Here is a 17,333-nt window from a genome sequence, read left to right on the forward strand (position 1 = left end):
CAGCGACAGGCTGTTGGACTGCACTGCGGAACGGGAGGGGCTGCCGCCTCGGCACGTCCACCGAGCAACTGACGCATCGCCGCCTCCGCCGCACCGGCCTCGCCCGAGCCGAGTGCCTCGACGACCCGCTGGTGGTGACCGATTGAAGCCTCGGTCGCACGTTCGCATCCGATGGAAGGGCCACCGGAGACCTGGAGTGCGGCGGAGACGATGCCCGAGAGATGTTCGAGCATGCGGTTCCCGGCTGCCTGCAGCAGCAGACCGTGGAACTCGGCGTCGGCCCTGGAGAAGGTGAGCGTGTCGCCCTGAGCGAGGGCGTGCGTCATGATCTCGACCATGTCCGCCAGGCGCTGCTGCACCTCGTCCCGTACGTGACCCGCGGCGAGGCGAGCGGCCAACGGCTCGATGGTGCTGCGCAGTTCACGCAACTCCCGGCGCTGGTCCTCGCGCTGCGGACCGAAGGCACGCCACTCGATGATGTCGGGGTCGAGCAGATTCCAGTCACTGACGGGACGCACCCTGGTACCGACGTTGGGCCTCGCACTGACGAGGCCCTTGGCCTCCAGGACGCGGAGGGATTCGCGGACGACGGTGCGGGAGACCTCGAACCGGTGGCCGATCTCCTCCGGCACCAGCGGACGGTCGGCTCCGAGGTCACCGGAAACGATCATCTGGCCGAGCTGCTGGACGAGTTGGCCGTGCAGACCGCGTCCGCGATTGCCGGCCGTGCGCCGGCCGACGCGGTTGATGTCGGCCTCCGAGCCCTGCCAGGCGGGGACGTTGCTGGTCGTGCGTGCCGTTCCTGAGGACTCGGCGTACGTGTAACGGTCGAGTTCGCCCGGGCCGGCGAGGCCGGAGTCGGCTGAGCGGGCCGCGGTCATCATGGTGTGCGCAAGGGTAGTCACGCATCCTTTGTCGGCGGCGCTCCGCACGGCCTTGAGGGCTTTGGTGAAAAGCACACGAAAGGGTGATCGCTGACTTCCGGATAATTGACGCCTTATCGGAAGGAATGCGACACCCGGGGATCATCTCCCTGTCATATGCGGTGCGTTGACGGCCCGCGACCGCTCACGAAGTGACCTGCGTCTTGATCACCGGGTCCTGCTGCGCACCGCGATGACGAGGTACGCGAACAGCAGGGCGGTCAGCGACAACACCAGTGCGGGGCCCACCGGTTGGGAAGCGAGCTGGAAGGCGGCCGAGAACCAGCGCTGTGCGCCGGAAGGCCACGGCACGAGCAGCAAGGACTCCAGCCGGTCCGGCATTCCGTCGAGGGACCGGCCCGAGGAACCGCCGAGCAACATCCGTACCGCCGGGGCGATCAGCACCGGCACCGCGACGACCATCGCCGTGCCGAGGGCCGCCGACCTGACGATTCCGGCGGCCAGGAGACCGGTCCAGGCGCAGCCGACGGAAAGGGCGAGCCCCGCCACGAAGTGGAGTTGCCAGGGATCCGCTCCCCCGAGGGAGCCCGAGACCGGGGAGGCCCAGGAACTCGAAGCGGAGGTCTCGGACGGCAGTGCGAGCACATCGCCGCCGAAGAGGAGGGTCAGTCCCGCCGCGTTGACGGCGGCGACCACGAGAGTGAGCACGACAGCGACGCCAGCCGACACCGCCAGCTTGGCCGCGAGATGGCTGATTCTGCGCGGCACGGGCGAACGGGCGGGCGTGAGCGCCGGGTAGCGGAACTCCTCGTCGAATGCCAGTGCTCCCAGCAGTCCGACGGCGACGGCAACGGGAGGAAGCAGGAAGACACTTCCCGACGGCCACCCCGTGAGCAGGCGAACCGCAGGCGCGACCGAACTGCCGGTGCTGGGCAGACCGATGCCGGTGCGGGCGAGCACGAGCGCGATGCCCAGTGCCGACACGACCGCGGCGGCCATGGTGATCCAGGTGATTCTCAGGCTCATCAGACGGCACAGCTCGTAGCGCAACGGTGCGGCCGGTCCGGGACGCGGGACTGCGTGCAGTCGTGGGGGGAGCTCGGCGACGGCGCGTGCGGGAATGCGCGTCGGACTCCAGGCAAGCGGCGACTTCCGTGAGACAGCGTCCCTGGGCGGGGGTTGAGAAGTCGTGACTCGGGTGGCGGAGGAGTCCACGAGGGGGCGGTCGCTGATCTTGAGAGTCGTGGCTTCCGGGGGCGTGCCGGTGGCGGAAGCAGTTGCAGAGTCGTGGTCGGGGGCGCTCGAGAACGTCGTGTGCGCGGGTGCAGAACCGGTCCCGGCAGCGGAAGCCGGGGCGTCTTCGGTGGCGGGCGTGGCCGTGGATGAAGACGCGGAGGCGGATTCGGGTGTGTGCGCAGTCGACGTGGCGGCGGCTACGGAGGCGTTGACAAGGGCCGGAACAGGCTCGGTGTCGGGGTCAGTTGCGGCGGTCGCCGATTCCTCGGCCGGAATCGCCGGCTCCTCGTGGAGCTCCTGTGCAGCCGACGCTGAGCTCTCTTCGACCTGCAGCGCCTCGGTTGCCGGATCCGTCGCAGACGTCGCGGGAGCACACACGGCCGGCTCTGAAGTCCCTGACTCCGGTGGGAGATCGGGCGCCGTCGCAGCGTCGCCGGTCTCCGAAGCGGCGGGTTCGGCGACCCCGCGTCCGAGCAGGTCCTCCGGCTTCTGCTCTGTCGGCAGAGGCATCGTTTCCTGTGTCGCGGAGTCGGCCGGGGTGGGGTCCGGTGAAGGCTCCGACGAAGGATGCGTGGAGGGACGTCCGTCAGCACGGTCGAGTGGCGCAGGTGTCTCCAGGTCCCCTGCATCCCCTCTCTCGTCAGTGAGTTGGTGAACGAGGATGCCGTGCCGGTGGGCGTACTCACCGACTTCGGCGCAACTGCTTCCGTACACCGAGACTCGGCTGCCGCCTTCGCGGACGACCTTGAGCGGTCCGGCGTCACGTCCCGCGTGACCGGCCTTGCGGGCTTCCTGAGTGAGCACCGCCGTGAGGCGCTGGGCGTGCGGAGTGCGAACTGCCACTCGTGGCCGGAGCCGGGTGCGTACGTAGTCGGTCACGTCCTGATCAGCCATGAGGCGTCCGGAGGCGATGCTCACCACGCGGTCGGCGAGTTCGGCTGCTTCTTCGGCCAGGTGCGAGGTGACCAGCACGGTGCCGCCCTGCTTCGCGTATCCACGAAGCAGCGAGAAGAGCCACTTCGTCTCGCGGGGGGAGAGACCCAGGGCGGGTTCGTCCATGACCAACGTGTGCGGGTCTCCCAGCAGTGCGCAGGCGACGCCGAGACGGCGGTCCATTCCGCGCGAGAGGGTGCCCAATCGCTGGTCGGCGAGGCCGCTGAGGCCGACGACGTCGAGCACGTCGTCCGCTCGGTCGGCGGGAACTCCGGCAACCGCAGCGAGCATACGCAGATGGCCACGTGCGGTACGCCCTGGATGCCCCGGGACCTCGCCCAGCAACACGCCCACCTCACGGGCGAGGTGGGCGACCCGTTGCACAGGGCGGCCACGGAACAGGGCGATACCGCGCCCAGGCTGGAGCTGGAGCATGAGACGCAGGGCGCTTGTCTTGCCCGAACCCTCAGACCCCAGAAGCACGGTGACACGGCCGGGACGAGCCTCGAAGGTGAGGTCGTCGACGGTCGGCTTCAGTTGGTGACGGCGGGGCAAGGTGGTGAGGCCGATGGCCTGGATCATCGCTTCTCCCGCGGAAAGCGTGGGGGACGCATCCACGCAAGATAACGCGACATGTCGGGCTTTCCGGGCAATATGCCCTGCCCGGCCAAGTCCCCTTCCGGGGCAGCTCCCGGCCCCTCAGGCCTCGGGACGCAACATCGGGGGGTTCAGCAGCGTGGCGCCGCCGGCGCGGAACAGCTGCGCCGGGCGGCCTCCCTGACGCGTGGTCGTCCCGCCGCTGGGGACCAGGAAGCCAGGGGTGCCCGTCACTTTGCGGTGGAAGTTGCGCGGGTCGAGAGCCACGCCCCACACCGCCTCATAGACCCTGCGCAGTTCCCCCACGGTGAATTCCGGCGGGCAGAAGGCGGTGGCGAGCGAGGAGTATTCGATCTTTGAACGGGCCCGCTCAACACCTGCGGCCAGGATCTCGTCGTGGTCGAAAGCCAGCGGCGTCTTTGATTCCCCGTCCGAGTCTCCGAAACCGAGCAGGGCGTCCGCCTGCGCCCACCGGGCACTGCGAGCGTCCCCACCTGGGGTGGGGGAAGGCAGGTCGGGTGCGAGCGCCAGGTGGGCCACGCTGACGACCCGCATCCGCGGGTCCCGGTCGGGATCGCCATAGGTGGCGAGTTGTTCGAGGTGGGCTCCCGGTGTCCTGTTGTCCTGCTCGTGGGCCCGCAGTCCTGTTTCCTCCGTGAGTTCCCGCGCGGCAGCGGATGCGAGATCCTCGTCCGCGCGGACGAAGCCCCCCGGCAACGCCCACATTCCCTGGTACGGGGCTTCGCCTCGACGTACGACAAGTGCGCAGAGCGCATGTCTGCGCACTGTGAGCACCACGAGGTCGACGGTGACGGCAAAGGGAGGGAAGGCCGACGGATCGTAGGGCATGACGTGATCTTAGTCGTCTCCCTGACGATAAACACGCTGTTCTCAGGCACCTCGCCGACCACAACTCCCGTTCGTCAGAGCGTTTCCGGAGTGGTCAGCCGACGGGTCGCAAAGCCCTGGCAGCTCCCCCGACGCTTCCAGTGCCGTCACTGCTCACCCGGACGGAGAACGGCCCTCCGGCAATCCGTAGCCCGGTGAACTCGACGGCGCCCAGGGGCGCAGGCGCCAAGGGGCGCACGCAGACCGCACCTCCTGGAACATCGGGGCGTACCCCGGCGAGCGTGATGAGCAACTGGATGACGCCGGCAGCCGCGACCGCGGCGGGCCTGCAGGCCGCTGGATGCGGAAGAGGCACTCGCGTCGCGGCGCCCGGCTCGACGGCGTACATCTCTGGCAGCCGCAGGCCGAACACTCCCGCCGCGTCCAGCACGCCGCGCAGCAGCGACGCCGCCTCCTGCTCATGGCCGGCTGCGGCAAGCCCGGCCACCGCCGTCACGGATTCCTGGGCCCGTACGGCACCGCTGCGATGCCCGAACGGATTGTGTCTCTCCTCGCGGTCGTCGAGGCTCCGCAGCCCCCAACCGGAGTCCAGATGAGGCCCTGAGAGCAGTCGGCAGAGCTGCTCGGTCTGGGGTGTGGTGAGCAAGCCGTCGCCCGGACGTCCGCCTCCGGCCAGGCCCGTGTCGAGCAGTTCCACTGCGGCGCAGCCCAGATACGTCTTCGCAGCTCCGCTCGGGGTGATCAAGGCCAGGGGCCTGCCTACCCTGCCGTCCTCATGCCAGAACTCCTTCTGGAATCGGCCTCGCATTGTCGCCGCCCAGTCCCTCAACTCGCCTCCCCCGTCGCCTCCGCAGGCGTCGAGAAGCTCAGCACCGATCAGCGCCGCCCTGTGAGCGCCGGCCTGCACCTCGCACCGGAACGGGCCGTCCGGCGCGGGGTCGGCAACGTAGATGTCGTCCTCTGCCGTGCGGAGCAGCCACTGGAGGCAGCGTTCGGCCGCAGGCAGCAGTTGCTCGGTTTCGCTTTCGGGCAGTCCCCAACGCCAGGCTTCTGCCAGCACCGTAGGAAAGAGCAGCGTGGCCTCCGTACCGGTGCAGCTGGGAGGTGCGTACGGTCCGGCGTCACGAAGAGATCCGGGCAGACGTCCGAAGTCCCGGCCCGGCTCCGTGTGCTGGCTGCGGGCGAGTGTGCGCAAGGTTCCCGCAGCGAGGCGGGTGCCGAGAGGAAGCAGCATCCGCGCCGCGCGCAGTGAATCAGCTGGAGCGAGAGCGCAGCGCCAGGGGACCCCGGCCGCCATGTGCAGGTCGGAGGGGACGGTCTCGTCGACCATCAGCAGCGCGTTCGCGTCATCGAGGGCCGCACGGAACAGGGCTGCAACTCTCCGGTCCTCGCCTCCCGCGCGGGCTCCGTGCCAGACGCGTGGCGGTCTTCGGACTTCACGGGGATCGGGGGCTCGGCTCCTTCCGGCGCGCTTGCCGCCGGGGGCCGTGTCGGTGGGAGGCTGGGCGAGTTCGGTGCTGAGGACGATGGTGCGGTTGGCGCCAGGTTCGAGTTCCCAGTCCCACTTCATCAGCCCCAGTCCCGCCCAAACGGTGTCGGGCTGAGGCTCCACCGCAACGCTTGCACGGAGGCCCTCCGCGGTCCACGACAGACCTGAACCATGGACGGAGGCGGTGAGTTCAGGTCCGGTCTTCCCGACGGCGATGGCGGAGAGCTCTGCGAGGTCCGTGCCCATCCGCAGCTCGACCGGCAGTCTCACCGGCCGTCCGCCGGCGTTGCGGACGCTGATCCGTTCACCCCCGTCGGCTGAGCGCAGTCGTTCGACGACGATTTCCGGGTCGGGGCCGTGGCCGACGATGGTCCGCGCCGAGGAGATGAAGCGAGCTTGGGCGGCATTGATCATGCGGCCCTGGAGAGGCACCGGCTCCAGACCGCCGATGAGCAACTGGCAGCGTGAGACCACCCGCCGCCCGGCGCAGTAGATGCCCTCCATACCGGAACCGGTCAGCTGACCGTGCTCGCTCGAGACCGCGAGGTGAGGCGCGGCGACACAGATCAGCGCCGTGTGCGCGTACTGATGTTCCGCCGCTCTGGGAATCGGCGCCGACCGTGAGCGGCCCCGCTCACGCGCGGTGGCCGCGGCCAATCCCCCGCCCTGCTCTGAATGGCCTCGGGCCATCGTGTCCTGCCTGCTCGGCTCCGGGGAGCTCGACTTGGACGAAGTCGACTGCGACGTCGTGGACATGTGGGCGTTCCTCCGCTTCCGGTCTGTGGTCCCGGCCGCGGCCGGGTTCGTGGGATGAGCGGCGTCTGCACTCAATGAACGTGCTGACAGGCGTGCAGGTCACGGGGCTGTTCGCGGCGCCGGCACCGTGCCCCCGCGCTTCGGCTCCGCCCCACGGGCGGCACGCTCCTTGCGCATGCACCGACGCAGAGGCTCCGGATCCATGCCGTCGTTGAACGCCCGGTGGAGGAGCTGAGCGAAGACGTAGTCGGGGTCGCTTCGCAGCGCGCGGTCCAGAGCGACCCGGGCGGCGGGCTCGTCTCCGGCGGACCATGCGACCCATCCCGCAAGCGTCAGTGGGGCGGCGGCGTGCTCGGTGTAAGGCCCGACGCAGCGTCGAGCCAGGGCCCGCCACAACCGCAGGGCCGGGCCCGCATCGGAGCCTTCCATCCACTCTGCTGCACGGTCGCGAGTCCTTCGGTCCTGAAGCCCCAGAATCATCGTCGCCGCGTCCTCATGGCTCACGAGGCTGTCGTCGTGAGCGTCCGCGATGGCTTCTTCGAGCTCCTTCGGCTCGGTCCTCCGGAACCGGGCCAGAAGCTTTTCCGCGAGGAGAAGCGTCTCCCGCCCCACCACGTCACGACCGTCCGACGCGAGCATGCGGGGGACGAGGGCCGTGCTCGCGGAGTCCAGCGCTTGCTCCTGGGCCTCAGCAGCCTTCGCTCCGAGAGCTGTCAGCCTGCCCTCCATCTGCCGCAGGGAGCCCCGCACTTGAATTCCCGCGTACGTGGCGGCCGCGGCCATCGCCGACGTGCCGGGAGGCCCGAGAGGCCGGCCTTCGGCCGGACAACAAGCGCCATCGGGGCAGCAGTAGGACCAATAGGCGCCGGCAGAGAGACACAACGCCTCATAGACCGGCATCTCGCGCTTGCCGCAGGCCCTGCGCAGCGCCTGGGCCAAGGGACGCAGACGTTCCATCACTGCGTTGCCGCTCTCCCCGTCGGCCGGGTCCTTGCAGAGGAAGACGATGGCGCCGTCCGGGCGCCCGCCTTTCGACTTCACGTCGTCCTCGAGGCACGCTGCGATCTGAGCGGAGACGGAGCACCACTCGTCGGGGGCCGCGGGGATTCCGATTCTGATCCGCCCGCCGAAGCGGCCGCGGGCTCCGTGCAGAGCGACGACCACGATGGAGTCGTCGGGATAGAAACCGAGCAGGTACGGCAGGGCGTCTGCCAGTTCGGCCGGGCCCCGAAGGGCGATCTCAGTCCGTGCCCTTGCTGAGGAACCGCCAGGAGAGTGTGTGCTTCCGCCCTGCTCGCCGTGACCGGACTCATCGCCGTGACCGCGCTGTTCGCTCTCTCGCTGTGTCATGCCACGACCGTGCCGGACTCGGCGGGACATCCGTCCGCAGTTATCCACAGCTGGCGCCGTTTGTACTTCTTGTACTACAGACGGCTACTTGTCCACAGGCCTGTTCGTCGGACACCGCGCCATCCGGTTGCATGGGGGCATGAACGACACAGAGCTGCGCTTCGAGGCCGACGCCGTCCTCTCCCGTCTGGTCAGTAACACCACTGGCGATGCCCGGCTGCGCGAGGACCAGTGGCGGGCGATCGAGGCGTTGGTCGCCGAGCGGCGGCGCGCTCTGGTGGTCCAGCGCACCGGATGGGGCAAGTCGGCGGTGTACTTCGTGGCGACGGCACTGCTGCGAGCGCGGGGCAGCGGCCCCACCGTCATCGTCTCGCCGCTGCTTGCTCTGATGCGCAACCAGGTGGCGGCGGCAGAGCGGGCCGGCATCCGCGCCCGCACCATCAACTCCGCCAACACCGAGGAGTGGGAGGCCGTCCAGGCCGAGATCACCGAGGGCTCCGTCGACGTGCTTCTCGTGAGTCCGGAGCGGCTCAACAACCCCGACTTCCGCGACCAGGTCCTGCCGGAACTCACCGCCGCCACAGGGCTGCTCGTCGTGGACGAGGCGCACTGCATCTCCGACTGGGGCCACGATTTCCGCCCGGACTATCGGCGGCTTCGCACCATGCTCGCCGAGCTGCCGCGAGGAGTGCCCGTGCTGGCGACCACGGCCACCGCCAACGCCCGCGTCACCGCTGACGTCGCCGAACAACTCGGTACGGGTGCCGCACCGGAAGAGGGCGGCTCGACCGAGAGCGACGGCGCCGCGCTCGTGCTGCGGGGCCCGCTGGACCGGAAGAGTCTCAGCCTCGGTGTTCTTCAACTGCCCGACGCGGGCCATCGCATGGCATGGCTCGCGGACCACCTGGAGAAGCTGCCGGGCTCCGGCATCGTCTACACGCTCACCGTCGCTGCCGCGGAGGAAGTGACCGCGTTCCTCCGCGGGCAGGGACACAAGGTCGCCTCCTACACGGGCAAGACGGAGAACACCGAGCGGGAAGCTGCCGAGACCGATCTTCTGGAGAACCGGGTCAAGGCCCTGGTCGCCACCTCTGCTCTGGGCATGGGCTTCGACAAGTCCGACCTGGGGTTCGTCGTCCATCTCGGATCGCCCTCCTCCCCCATCGCCTACTACCAGCAGGTGGGCCGGGCGGGCCGCGGCGTGGAGCATGCGGAGGTCCTGCTGCTGCCGGGGCCGGAGGACGAGGCGATCTGGCGTTACTTCGCCTCGCTCGCATTCCCAGGGGAAGAACAGGTGCGAAGGACGCTCGAGGTGCTGGGAGCGGCCGACCGGCCGTTGTCCCTCCAGGCACTCGAGCCACAGGTCGAGCTGCGCCGTTCACGGCTGGAGACCATGCTCAAGGTCCTCGACGTGGACGGCGCTGTGCGACGGGTGCGCGGCGGCTGGACGGTCACGGGCCGGCCTTGGTCCTACGACGCGGAGCGGTACGCATGGGTGGCGCGGCAACGGGAGTCCGAGCAGCAGGCCATGAGGGAGTACGCAGCGACGACGAAGTGCCGGATGGAGTTTCTGCGCCTCCAGCTCGACGACGATGACGCAGCTCCATGCGGACGCTGCGACAACTGCTCGGGAGCCCGCTTCGCACCCGAGGTCGCCGGTGCGACGCTGGACGCGGCGCGGGGAGAGCTGGCCCGGCCCGGAGTGGGCGTGGAGCCACGGAAGATGTGGCCGACCGGGCTGCCCTCGATCGGCGTCCAGTTGAAGGGGCGGATCCCACCCGGCCAGCAGGCAGCCACGGGCCGGGCGCTCGGACGGCTCTCGGACATCGGCTGGGGCAACAGGCTCCGGCCGCTGCTCGCCCCGCAGGCCGAGGACGGGCCGGTGCCCGATGACGTCGCGGGGGCCGCCGTCGAGGTGCTGGCCGACTGGGCCAAGGGCCCGGGAGGTTGGGCCCCGGGGGTCACGGATGCGAGCGCCCGTCCCGTCGGCGTGGTCACCGTCGACTCCAGGGCGCGCCCACGGCTGGTGCGCTCACTCGGTGAACGGATCTCGGAAGTCGGCCGCATCCCGCTCCTGGGCACGGTGACGTACGCGGAGGGCACACCTCCTGTCGCACCAGCCCGCAGCAACGGAGCCCAGCGCCTCCGCGCGCTCCACGGGACGCTGACGCTTCCGGCACCGCTCGCTCAGTCCGTCGCGGAAGCAGGCGGCCCGGTGCTGCTGGTGGACGACTTCACCGAGACCGGGTGGACGCTCGCAGTCGCGGCTCGACTGCTGCGTGAGGCCGGGGCGGAGCAGGTGCTGCCGCTTGTTCTCGCAGTCCAGGCTTGACTGACCCGGGAGCGAGGCGCGGTCCGAGGAGGTCGCGGTCTCAGAGGAGGTTGCGCAGCCGCTGCGGATCGCCGCAGACGACCATACGCCGCTTCGCCTTCGCCAGCGCCGCGGGCAGAGCCTCGGCCACCTCGGCGTCCGTACCGCCGTTGACGGCGAGGACCACGACGGTCCTCTGCGGAACATGCGACAGCGCGGTGGTGTGTACGCAGAAGACATCACCACCCTCAGCAAGTTGACGCCAGTAGGCGTCCTCACCGAAGGAGAGTTCGTGCTGAGCCCATGGGTGCTGGTCGCCGGTGGTGGCAAGCAGGATGTCACCTGGCGCGGAGCCGTTGTCGAGAAGGTTGTCCACGGTCTCGTCCGCTACGTCCACGGTTGTCGCGTCGGCGGCGGCGACCAGTTCGATCTGCGCGGTGGGAGCGGAAGACGCTCCGGTGGCGCGCGCCGCCGAGGACGGGCCACCACTGCGAACTGTGCCGGGGCGGCCGGGCGTTGGTCCCTTGCTGTCCGAACGGGGCGGTGCAGGGCGCGATGCGGTTCGTGGGCCGGGAACGGGTGCTGCGGGGCGGGGAGCCTGCGGGGTCCGGGCCGTGGCCGTCGCGTTGCGGGGGCCTGGGACACTCTCGCGAATCTGTGGCTCCTCGGGGGTGAGAGGCATGAGGTGATGTCTATCAAACAATGGTGCGAGGCCCGTAAGCGGGTTCAGCTGCTCACTTCCGGAGACGGCCGCACCGGTTCAGAAGAACCCGATCTGCTCGGCCAGAGGGTTCTGTTCGGCCGGATCGACCCGAACGCGCTTGAGATGGTGCCAGCGAGGCAGCGCGTCCATGAATGCCCAGGACAGCCGGTGATAGGGCGTGGGCCCGAGCGCCCTCAGAGCGGTCTTGTGTACGGGCGAGGGGTACCCCGCGTTGTCCTGGAAGGCGAAGTCGGCGTGATCGGAGCCGAGTTCGGCCATCAGGGCGTCCCGGCGCACCTTCGCCAGGACGGAAGCCGCCGCCACGGAGATGCAGGACTGGTCGCCCTTGATCACGGTCCGCACGCGCCAAGGCGGGCCGAGGTAGTCGTGGTTGCCGTCGAGAATGACCGCGTCAGGCTGCACCGGAAGGGCTTCGAGTGCGCGCCCCGCCGCCAGACGCAGCGACGCCGTCATGCCCAACTCGTCAATCTCCTCCGAGGACGCGTGACCGAGAGCGTGCGCCGAGACCCATCCGTTGAGCACCTGCGCAAGTGCCGTACGCCTCTTGACGGTGAGGAGCTTGGAGTCGGTGAGTCCCTCGGGAGGGCGCCGCAGCCCGGTGACGGCAGCGCACACGGTCACCGGCCCCGCCCAGGCACCACGGCCCACTTCGTCGATTCCGGCGATGATTTTGGCACCCGTGGTGGCGCGGATCGACCGCTCGACACGGTGCGTGGGAGGTTCGAAGGGCATGGCGGGCTCAGCGTAGCGCGAGCTCTCCGCGACGGGCCGGTCAGGGATGCCATCACCGTGTGCGCTGCCGTCACCGGTCGGTGGTTCCGTGGGGCCGCCCCGTTCGACCTCGCCATGACCGTCCGAACCGAGGCTCGAAGTGCTCAACGGGCCGTCGGATTCAAGGGCTTGAGGTCGATCGTTCATGATTCGGCGTTCACTGGGGCGACTTCAGATCTCGGGGCCGTACGGGCGCGGGATGCACCATTGCTCGAAGGGACGGTCGAGGTGGTAGCGCCCGTCCTTCCCCAGTTCAAGCGTACGCGTCTCCGCGTTGCCGGGATTCGACAGCGACTCGAATTCCGCCACCGACCAGTGGAGCCATCGCATGCAGAACAGCCGCATGGTCAGTCCGTGGGTGACGATCAGGACGTTCGGCGGGTGGTCCGGCCGCTCGAAGCTGCGCCACAGGCTCTCCAGGAAGGCACCGGCTCTGTCGTAGACGTCCGCCCCGGACTCGCCCTGCGCGAAGCGGTAGAAGAAGTGACCGTAGGCGTCCCTGTAGGCCTTCTGCTTCCGCACGTCCTCGCGGTCCTGCCAGTTGCCCCAGTCCTGCTCCCGGAGCCGCGGCTCTTCCTGGACGCGCAGGAGGGCGGGGTCGAGGCCGAAGGCCGTAAGAGTCTGGTGGGTGCGCCGGTACGGCGAGACGTAGGCGGAGACGCGCTCCTGCCCGAAGAGCTTGCGAATCCGCTCCCCCGTCTCCTCCGCCTGACGGACACCCCGGGCGGTCAGAGCCAGAGCATGATCGGGCACACGCTCATAGATGGTGTCGTCGTCGTTCCCCTCCGACTCACCGTGCCGGACCAGGACAATGCGACGCGGTCGTGCCATGTGGCCACTCTAGGGTCCCCGGAAACGTCAGACCGTCCAGGACGGCTCAAGGTCGATCACATCTCCGGCAATTCCGGTCACATCCGCGCCGAGCTGCGCACGCAGCGCGAGTCGTTCGACGCGTTCCGTGCGGTATTTGCCGTGCTCCGCCGCGGAGTCCCACATGGAGAGCACCATGAACTCGTCCTCGGCCTGAGCCTGCGTGAAGACCCCGCGCAGCATGCCCGGCGACCCCGCCATCGCGGGATTCCAGACCTTCTCCTGCATCAGCGTGTAGTGCTCGATCCGGTCGCCGCGAACGCGGCAGTGGGCGACCCGGAGCAGGTCCGCGTCCGCGAACACGGGGCGGAAGCCCGTCTTCACGTCGAAGCGGTACTCGAAGAGCCGCACTCGCATGTCCTTGTAGGTGCCGACTTGGGCGGCGTGCAGCCGGTCGTGGGAGCGGGCCATGAAGGAGTCGTAGAAGGCACGGCTCTCCCAGAACCCGAAGAGGTGTGCCACACCGTCACGGGCACGGCTCCAGCCGCCGCCCTGCCCCCGGAATCCCGGCTCGCCGAGCAGCCCCGCCCACTTCCGCTGCCCCCGCTCGAACCCCCGACGGTCCACCACGGTGCAGCGCATCCACTTGACCAGCACCGCGCTATCGTACGGCCAACGGAGTGACGAGCCGTACGCATATGGTGCTGCGGCGAGCCGCGCTGCGTGCCGGATCACTGCCAGGCCGGGCGGGCGGCCTTGTCCTTCAGATACTGCGCGTAAGCGATGCGCCCCACTGCGTGCTCAGGGGTCATGTGGTGCCCCGCCCGGTAGGCGCGAGCCGCCTTGCCGGGCAGCGGCACCGGCACGACTGGGCGCCGCAACCCGTAGGCGTGCAGTGTGAGCTGCGCAAGCTCGCGGGCAGTGCGTACCTCCGGACCGCCCATGTCGGCCACCCGCCCCGCGGCCGGGCCGGACGCCAGCTCGATCAGCCGGCCAGCCACCTCGCTCACGTCGACCGGCTGGAAGGAGAACCCCCGCGGACAGAGCGTGACCGGCAGCAAGCGCTGGACCGTGGTGAGCCGCGCGATCAGATCGTGGAACTGGGTGGCGCGCAGCACCGTCCACGGAAGCCCGCTCTCCTGGACGACCTCTTCCGTCGCGAGCTTCGCCCGGTAGTAGAAGAAGGGCACGCGATCGACTCCGACGATGGAGATGTAGACCAGATGCGGGCTGACACCCGCCTCCCGTACGGCCTCGATCAGGCGTCGCGCTTCTTGGACGTCCTTCTGCGATCCGCTCGTGGCGCAGTGAATGATGCTGCCGACACCGGTCACCGCTGCCACGAGTCCGTCACCGGTGTTGAGATCCCCGGTGACCCACTCCGGGGCGGCCGGGGCTTCCGTCCCGTCAACCGCGATTCCTCCGCCCGTCTCCGGACGCTCGCGGCGGCTGAGCACCCGCACCGTCTTCCCCTCCCGCTGCAGCCGCGCCACGACGACGCGGCCGAGGGTGCCCGTGCCGCCGGTGACCAGTACAGGCAGACCGTCTCCGACACTCATCCCGCTCATCCTCCGCTTCTGCCTCGGCCGGCGCGCACCGCACCGGTGGAACGAGACGAGGCGGGGGCCGGCGCTGTGCCGGTCCCCGCCTCGTCGGCGTCACTCCTCAGCGGTCAGCCGCTGCCTCTCGGCAGTGCCGACCGCGTTGCCGAATCAGCTGCACCCGCTGGTCGAGCCGCAGCCCTCGCAGAGGTAGCAGCTGCCCGCACGGCGCATCTTCGTACCGCAGGAGAAGCACAGAGGCGCGTCCGCGCTCAGACCGAGCTGCATCTCCATCAGCTCCGTGGAGTTGTGCGCTCCGCCGGGCGCCGGAGTCGCCGCCTGGGATTCGCTGATCCCCTCTGCCTTGGCTTCCTCCTTGGCCTTCTGCTTGGCTTCCTTCACCGTCTCGGCCTTCGGCGCGGACTGGGCGAGGCCCTCCACGTCGAGTTCGTCCTCGGACGGTTCGTAGGACCCCGTCTCCAGGTGGCGCTGCCGCTCGCCGGCGGAGTGGATGCCCAGAGCCGAGCGGGTCTCGAAGGGCAGGAAGTCCAGGGCCAGTCGACGGAAGATGTAGTCGACGATGGACTGCGCCATGCGCACGTCCGGGTCGTCCGTCATCCCCGCCGGCTCGAAGCGCATGTTGGTGAACTTCGAGACGTACGTCTCCAGCGGCACCCCGTACTGGAGGCCGACCGAGACGGCGATCGAGAAGGCGTCCATCATGCCCGCGAGGGTCGAACCCTGCTTGGACATCTTCAGGAAGACCTCGCCGAGACCGTCGTCCGGGTAGGAGTTCGCGGTCATGTAGCCCTCGGCGCCGCCCACCGTGAAGGAGGTGGTGATGCCGGGACGGCCCTTGGGCAGCCGATGCCGCACGGGCCGGTACTCGATGACCTTCTCCGGCTCGGCCTCTGCCTTCTCCTCCTTGCGCTTGGCGGAGAGCGGCTGACCCACCTTGGAGTTCTCGACGTAGACGGCGAGCGCCTTGGTGCCGAGCTTCCAGCCCTGGAGATAGATCTCCTCGACGTCCTCGACGCTGGAGGACGCAGGCATGTTCACGGTCTTGGAGATGGCCCCGGAGAGGAACGGCTGTGCCGCCGCCATCATCCGTACGTGTCCCATCGGCGAGATGGACCGCTCGCCCATGGCGCAGTCGAACACGTCGTAGTGCTCGGGCCGCAGCCCAGGCGCGTCGATGATGTTGCCGTGGTCGGCGATGTACTCGACGATCGCCTCCACCTGCTCCGGCTGGTACCCGAGCCGCTTGAGGGCCTTGGGCACCGTGTTGTTCACGATCTGCATCGACCCGCCGCCGACCAGCTTCTTGAACTTGACCAGGGCCAGGTCGGGTTCGACGCCGGTGGTGTCGCAGTCCATCATCAGGCCGATGGTGCCGGTCGGGGCCAGCACCGACGCCTGGGCGTTGCGGAAGCCGTTCTTCTTCCCCAGCCGCAGCACGTCCTGCCAAGCCTCGGTGGCCGCGGCCCAGACCGGGCTGTCCAGGTCGTCCATGCGCTTGGCGGCGGCGTTGGCGTCCGAGTGCTGCCGCATGACGCGGGCGTGTGCGTCGGCATTGCGCGCGTGGCCCTCGTACGGACCGACGACGGCGGCCAGTTCGGCGGAGCGCCGGTAGGAGGTGCCGGTCATCAGGGAGGTGATCCCCCCGGCGAGGGCACGACCGCCGTCGGAGTCGTAGGCGTGCCCGGTCGCCATGAGGAGCGCGCCGAGGTTGGCGTAGCCGATGCCCAACTGGCGGAAGGCCCGGGTGGTTTCGCCGATCTTCTGCGTCGGGAAGTCGGCGAAGCAGATGGAGATGTCCATCGCCGTGATGACCAGTTCGACGACCTTGGCGAAGCGCTCGGCGTCGAAGGACTGGTTGCCCGCGTCGTCGTCACGCAGGAACTTCATCAGGTTCAAAGAAGCGAGGTTGCAGGACGAGTTGTCCAGGTGCATGTACTCGCTGCACGGGTTGGAGGCGGTGATCCGGCCCGACTCCGGCGACGTGTGCCAGTGGTTGATTGCGTCGTCGTACTGGATGCCGGGGTCGGCGCAGACGTGTGCGGCCTCGGCCATCTTGCGGAAGAGCGACTTGGCGTCCACCTCCTCGACGACCTCGCCAGTCATGCGGCCGCGCAACGCGAACTTCGAGCCGGTCTCGACGGCCTTCATGAACTCGTCGGTCACACGCACCGAGTTGTTGGCGTTCTGGTACTGGACGGAGGTGATGTCGTCCCCGCCCAGGTCCATGTCGAAGCCCGCGTCGCGCAGCGCGCGGATCTTCTCCTCCTCCTTCACCTTCGTCTCGATGAAGGCCTCGACGTCCGGGTGGTCGACGTCCAGCACGACCATCTTGGCGGCACGGCGTGTGGCGCCACCGGACTTGATGGTGCCGGCCGAGGCGTCGGCGCCGCGCATGAAGGAGACGGGGCCGGAGGCGTTGCCGCCGGAGGACAGCAGCTCCTTGGAGGAGCGGATACGGGAGAGGTTGAGCCCCGCGCCGGACCCGCCCTTGAAGATCATCCCCTCTTCCTTGTACCAGTCGAGGATCGACTCCATGGAGTCGTCGACGGAGAGGATGAAGCAGGCCGAGACCTGCTGGGGCTGGGTCGTGCCGACGTTGAACCAGACAGGGGAGTTGAAGCTGAAGACCTGGTGCAGCACCGCGTAGGCAAGTTCGTGCTCGAAGATCTCCGCGTCCTCGGGTGAGGCGAAGTAACCGTTCTCCTCACCGCCGCGCCGGTAGGTCTTCACCACGCGGTCGATCAGCTGCTTCAGGCTGTACTCCCGCTGCGGAGTCCCCACAGCGCCGCGGAAGTACTTGCTGGTGACGATGTTGGCCGCGTTCACCGACCAGAACTCGGGGAATTCGACCCCTCGCTGCTCGAAGTTGACCGAGCCGTCACGCCAGTTGGTCATGACGACGTCCCGGCGCTCCCAGGTCACCTCGTCGTACGGATGCACTCCGGGAGTCGTGTGGATGCGCTCGATACGCAGCCCCGTCTTCACCTTGCCGCCCTTCGCGCGAGCGCCGCGTGCTGGGCCGCTGGCCGTCTCTGTCATTCCGCCTCCCTGTACCGGGCAT

12 protein-coding genes are annotated in these 17,333 nt (G+C 69.1%); 1 reads left to right on the top strand and 11 read right to left on the bottom strand.

The features are described 5' to 3' along the window. The 5 genes from H5J26_RS05460 to H5J26_RS05480 all read right to left on the bottom strand — a co-directional run. Positions 1-959 (bottom strand): FadR/GntR family transcriptional regulator (locus tag H5J26_RS05460; RefSeq protein WP_309237787.1); only part of this gene is annotated, 959 nt, incomplete at its 3' end. Positions 960-1,091: 132 nt separating this feature from the next. Beyond that, positions 1,092-3,635, bottom strand: coding sequence for an ATP-binding cassette domain-containing protein (locus H5J26_RS05465; RefSeq protein WP_181764547.1), 2,544 nt, complete (start codon positions 3,633-3,635; stop codon positions 1,092-1,094). A 117-nt stretch (positions 3,636-3,752) separates the two neighbouring features. Beyond that, the gene (locus tag H5J26_RS05470; protein ID WP_181764548.1) at positions 3,753-4,499 is read right to left on the bottom strand and encodes an NUDIX hydrolase; all 747 of its coding nucleotides are present in this window, start codon (positions 4,497-4,499) and stop codon (positions 3,753-3,755) included. Between the two features lie 94 nt (positions 4,500-4,593). Next, the gene (locus H5J26_RS05475) at positions 4,594-6,744 is read right to left on the bottom strand and encodes a glycogen debranching N-terminal domain-containing protein (protein ID WP_235980422.1); all 2,151 of its coding nucleotides are present in this window, start codon (positions 6,742-6,744) and stop codon (positions 4,594-4,596) included. 99 nt (positions 6,745-6,843) lie between these two features. Continuing rightward, positions 6,844-8,094 (bottom strand): DUF4192 domain-containing protein, encoded by a 1,251-nt coding sequence (locus tag H5J26_RS05480; RefSeq protein ID WP_181764549.1) that lies wholly within the window; start codon positions 8,092-8,094, stop codon positions 6,844-6,846. A 139-nt stretch (positions 8,095-8,233) separates the two neighbouring features. Here H5J26_RS05480 and H5J26_RS05485 point away from each other — a divergent pair, with 139 nt between their 5' ends. Then, positions 8,234-10,426, top strand: a complete 2,193-nt coding sequence (locus H5J26_RS05485) for a RecQ family ATP-dependent DNA helicase (RefSeq protein WP_181764550.1) — start codon at positions 8,234-8,236, stop codon at positions 10,424-10,426. Between the two features lie 40 nt (positions 10,427-10,466). Here H5J26_RS05485 and H5J26_RS32195 read toward each other — a convergent pair whose 3' ends face one another. From H5J26_RS32195 to H5J26_RS05515, 6 genes are all read right to left on the bottom strand, one after another. After that, positions 10,467-10,802 carry a hypothetical protein gene (locus tag H5J26_RS32195; RefSeq protein WP_309237788.1) on the bottom strand — a complete coding sequence of 112 codons (336 nt, stop codon included), beginning with the start codon at positions 10,800-10,802 and terminating at the stop codon, positions 10,467-10,469. Between the two features lie 363 nt (positions 10,803-11,165). Next, the gene (locus tag H5J26_RS05495; RefSeq protein WP_181764552.1) at positions 11,166-11,861 is read right to left on the bottom strand and encodes a ribonuclease HII; all 696 of its coding nucleotides are present in this window, start codon (positions 11,859-11,861) and stop codon (positions 11,166-11,168) included. A gap of 210 nt (positions 11,862-12,071) precedes the next feature. Beyond that, a complete protein-coding gene (locus H5J26_RS05500; protein WP_181764553.1) occupies positions 12,072-12,731 on the bottom strand; it encodes a histidine phosphatase family protein in 660 nt (219 codons plus the stop codon). A gap of 27 nt (positions 12,732-12,758) precedes the next feature. Next, positions 12,759-13,367: a YdbC family protein gene (locus H5J26_RS05505; RefSeq protein ID WP_181764554.1), complete on the bottom strand. Its 609-nt coding sequence runs from the start codon at positions 13,365-13,367 to the stop codon at positions 12,759-12,761. A gap of 74 nt (positions 13,368-13,441) precedes the next feature. After that, a complete protein-coding gene (locus H5J26_RS05510) occupies positions 13,442-14,269 on the bottom strand; it encodes an SDR family oxidoreductase (RefSeq protein WP_181764555.1) in 828 nt (275 codons plus the stop codon). Positions 14,270-14,422: 153 nt separating this feature from the next. Next, positions 14,423-17,311 (bottom strand): vitamin B12-dependent ribonucleotide reductase, encoded by a 2,889-nt coding sequence (locus H5J26_RS05515; protein ID WP_181764556.1) that lies wholly within the window; start codon positions 17,309-17,311, stop codon positions 14,423-14,425. Positions 17,312-17,333: the final 22 nt, after the last annotated feature.

The organism is Streptomyces albidus (ex Kaewkla and Franco 2022) (assembly GCF_013870515.1).
GTDB classification, from domain to species: domain Bacteria; phylum Actinomycetota; class Actinomycetes; order Streptomycetales; family Streptomycetaceae; genus Streptomyces; species Streptomyces albidus.

What these genes read in the sequence shown, in the direction of transcription:
- H5J26_RS05495 (WP_181764552.1), bottom strand. Translation starts at nt 11,861, where the DNA reads ATGCCCTTCGAACCTCCCACGCACCGTGTCGAGCGGTCGATCCGCGCC.
- H5J26_RS05470 (WP_181764548.1), bottom strand. Translation starts at nt 4,499, where the DNA reads ATGCCCTACGATCCGTCGGCCTTCCCTCCCTTTGCCGTCACCGTCGAC.
- H5J26_RS05510 (WP_181764555.1), bottom strand. Translation starts at nt 14,269, where the DNA reads ATGAGTGTCGGAGACGGTCTGCCTGTACTGGTCACCGGCGGCACGGGC.
- H5J26_RS05515 (WP_181764556.1), bottom strand. Translation starts at nt 17,311, where the DNA reads ATGACAGAGACGGCCAGCGGCCCAGCACGCGGCGCTCGCGCGAAGGGC.
- H5J26_RS05500 (WP_181764553.1), bottom strand. Translation starts at nt 12,731, where the DNA reads ATGGCACGACCGCGTCGCATTGTCCTGGTCCGGCACGGTGAGTCGGAG.
- H5J26_RS05465 (WP_181764547.1), bottom strand. Translation starts at nt 3,635, where the DNA reads ATGATCCAGGCCATCGGCCTCACCACCTTGCCCCGCCGTCACCAACTG.
- H5J26_RS05475 (WP_235980422.1), bottom strand. Translation starts at nt 6,744, where the DNA reads ATGTCCACGACGTCGCAGTCGACTTCGTCCAAGTCGAGCTCCCCGGAG.
- H5J26_RS05480 (WP_181764549.1), bottom strand. Translation starts at nt 8,094, where the DNA reads ATGACACAGCGAGAGAGCGAACAGCGCGGTCACGGCGATGAGTCCGGT.
- H5J26_RS05485 (WP_181764550.1), top strand. Translation starts at nt 8,234, where the DNA reads ATGAACGACACAGAGCTGCGCTTCGAGGCCGACGCCGTCCTCTCCCGT.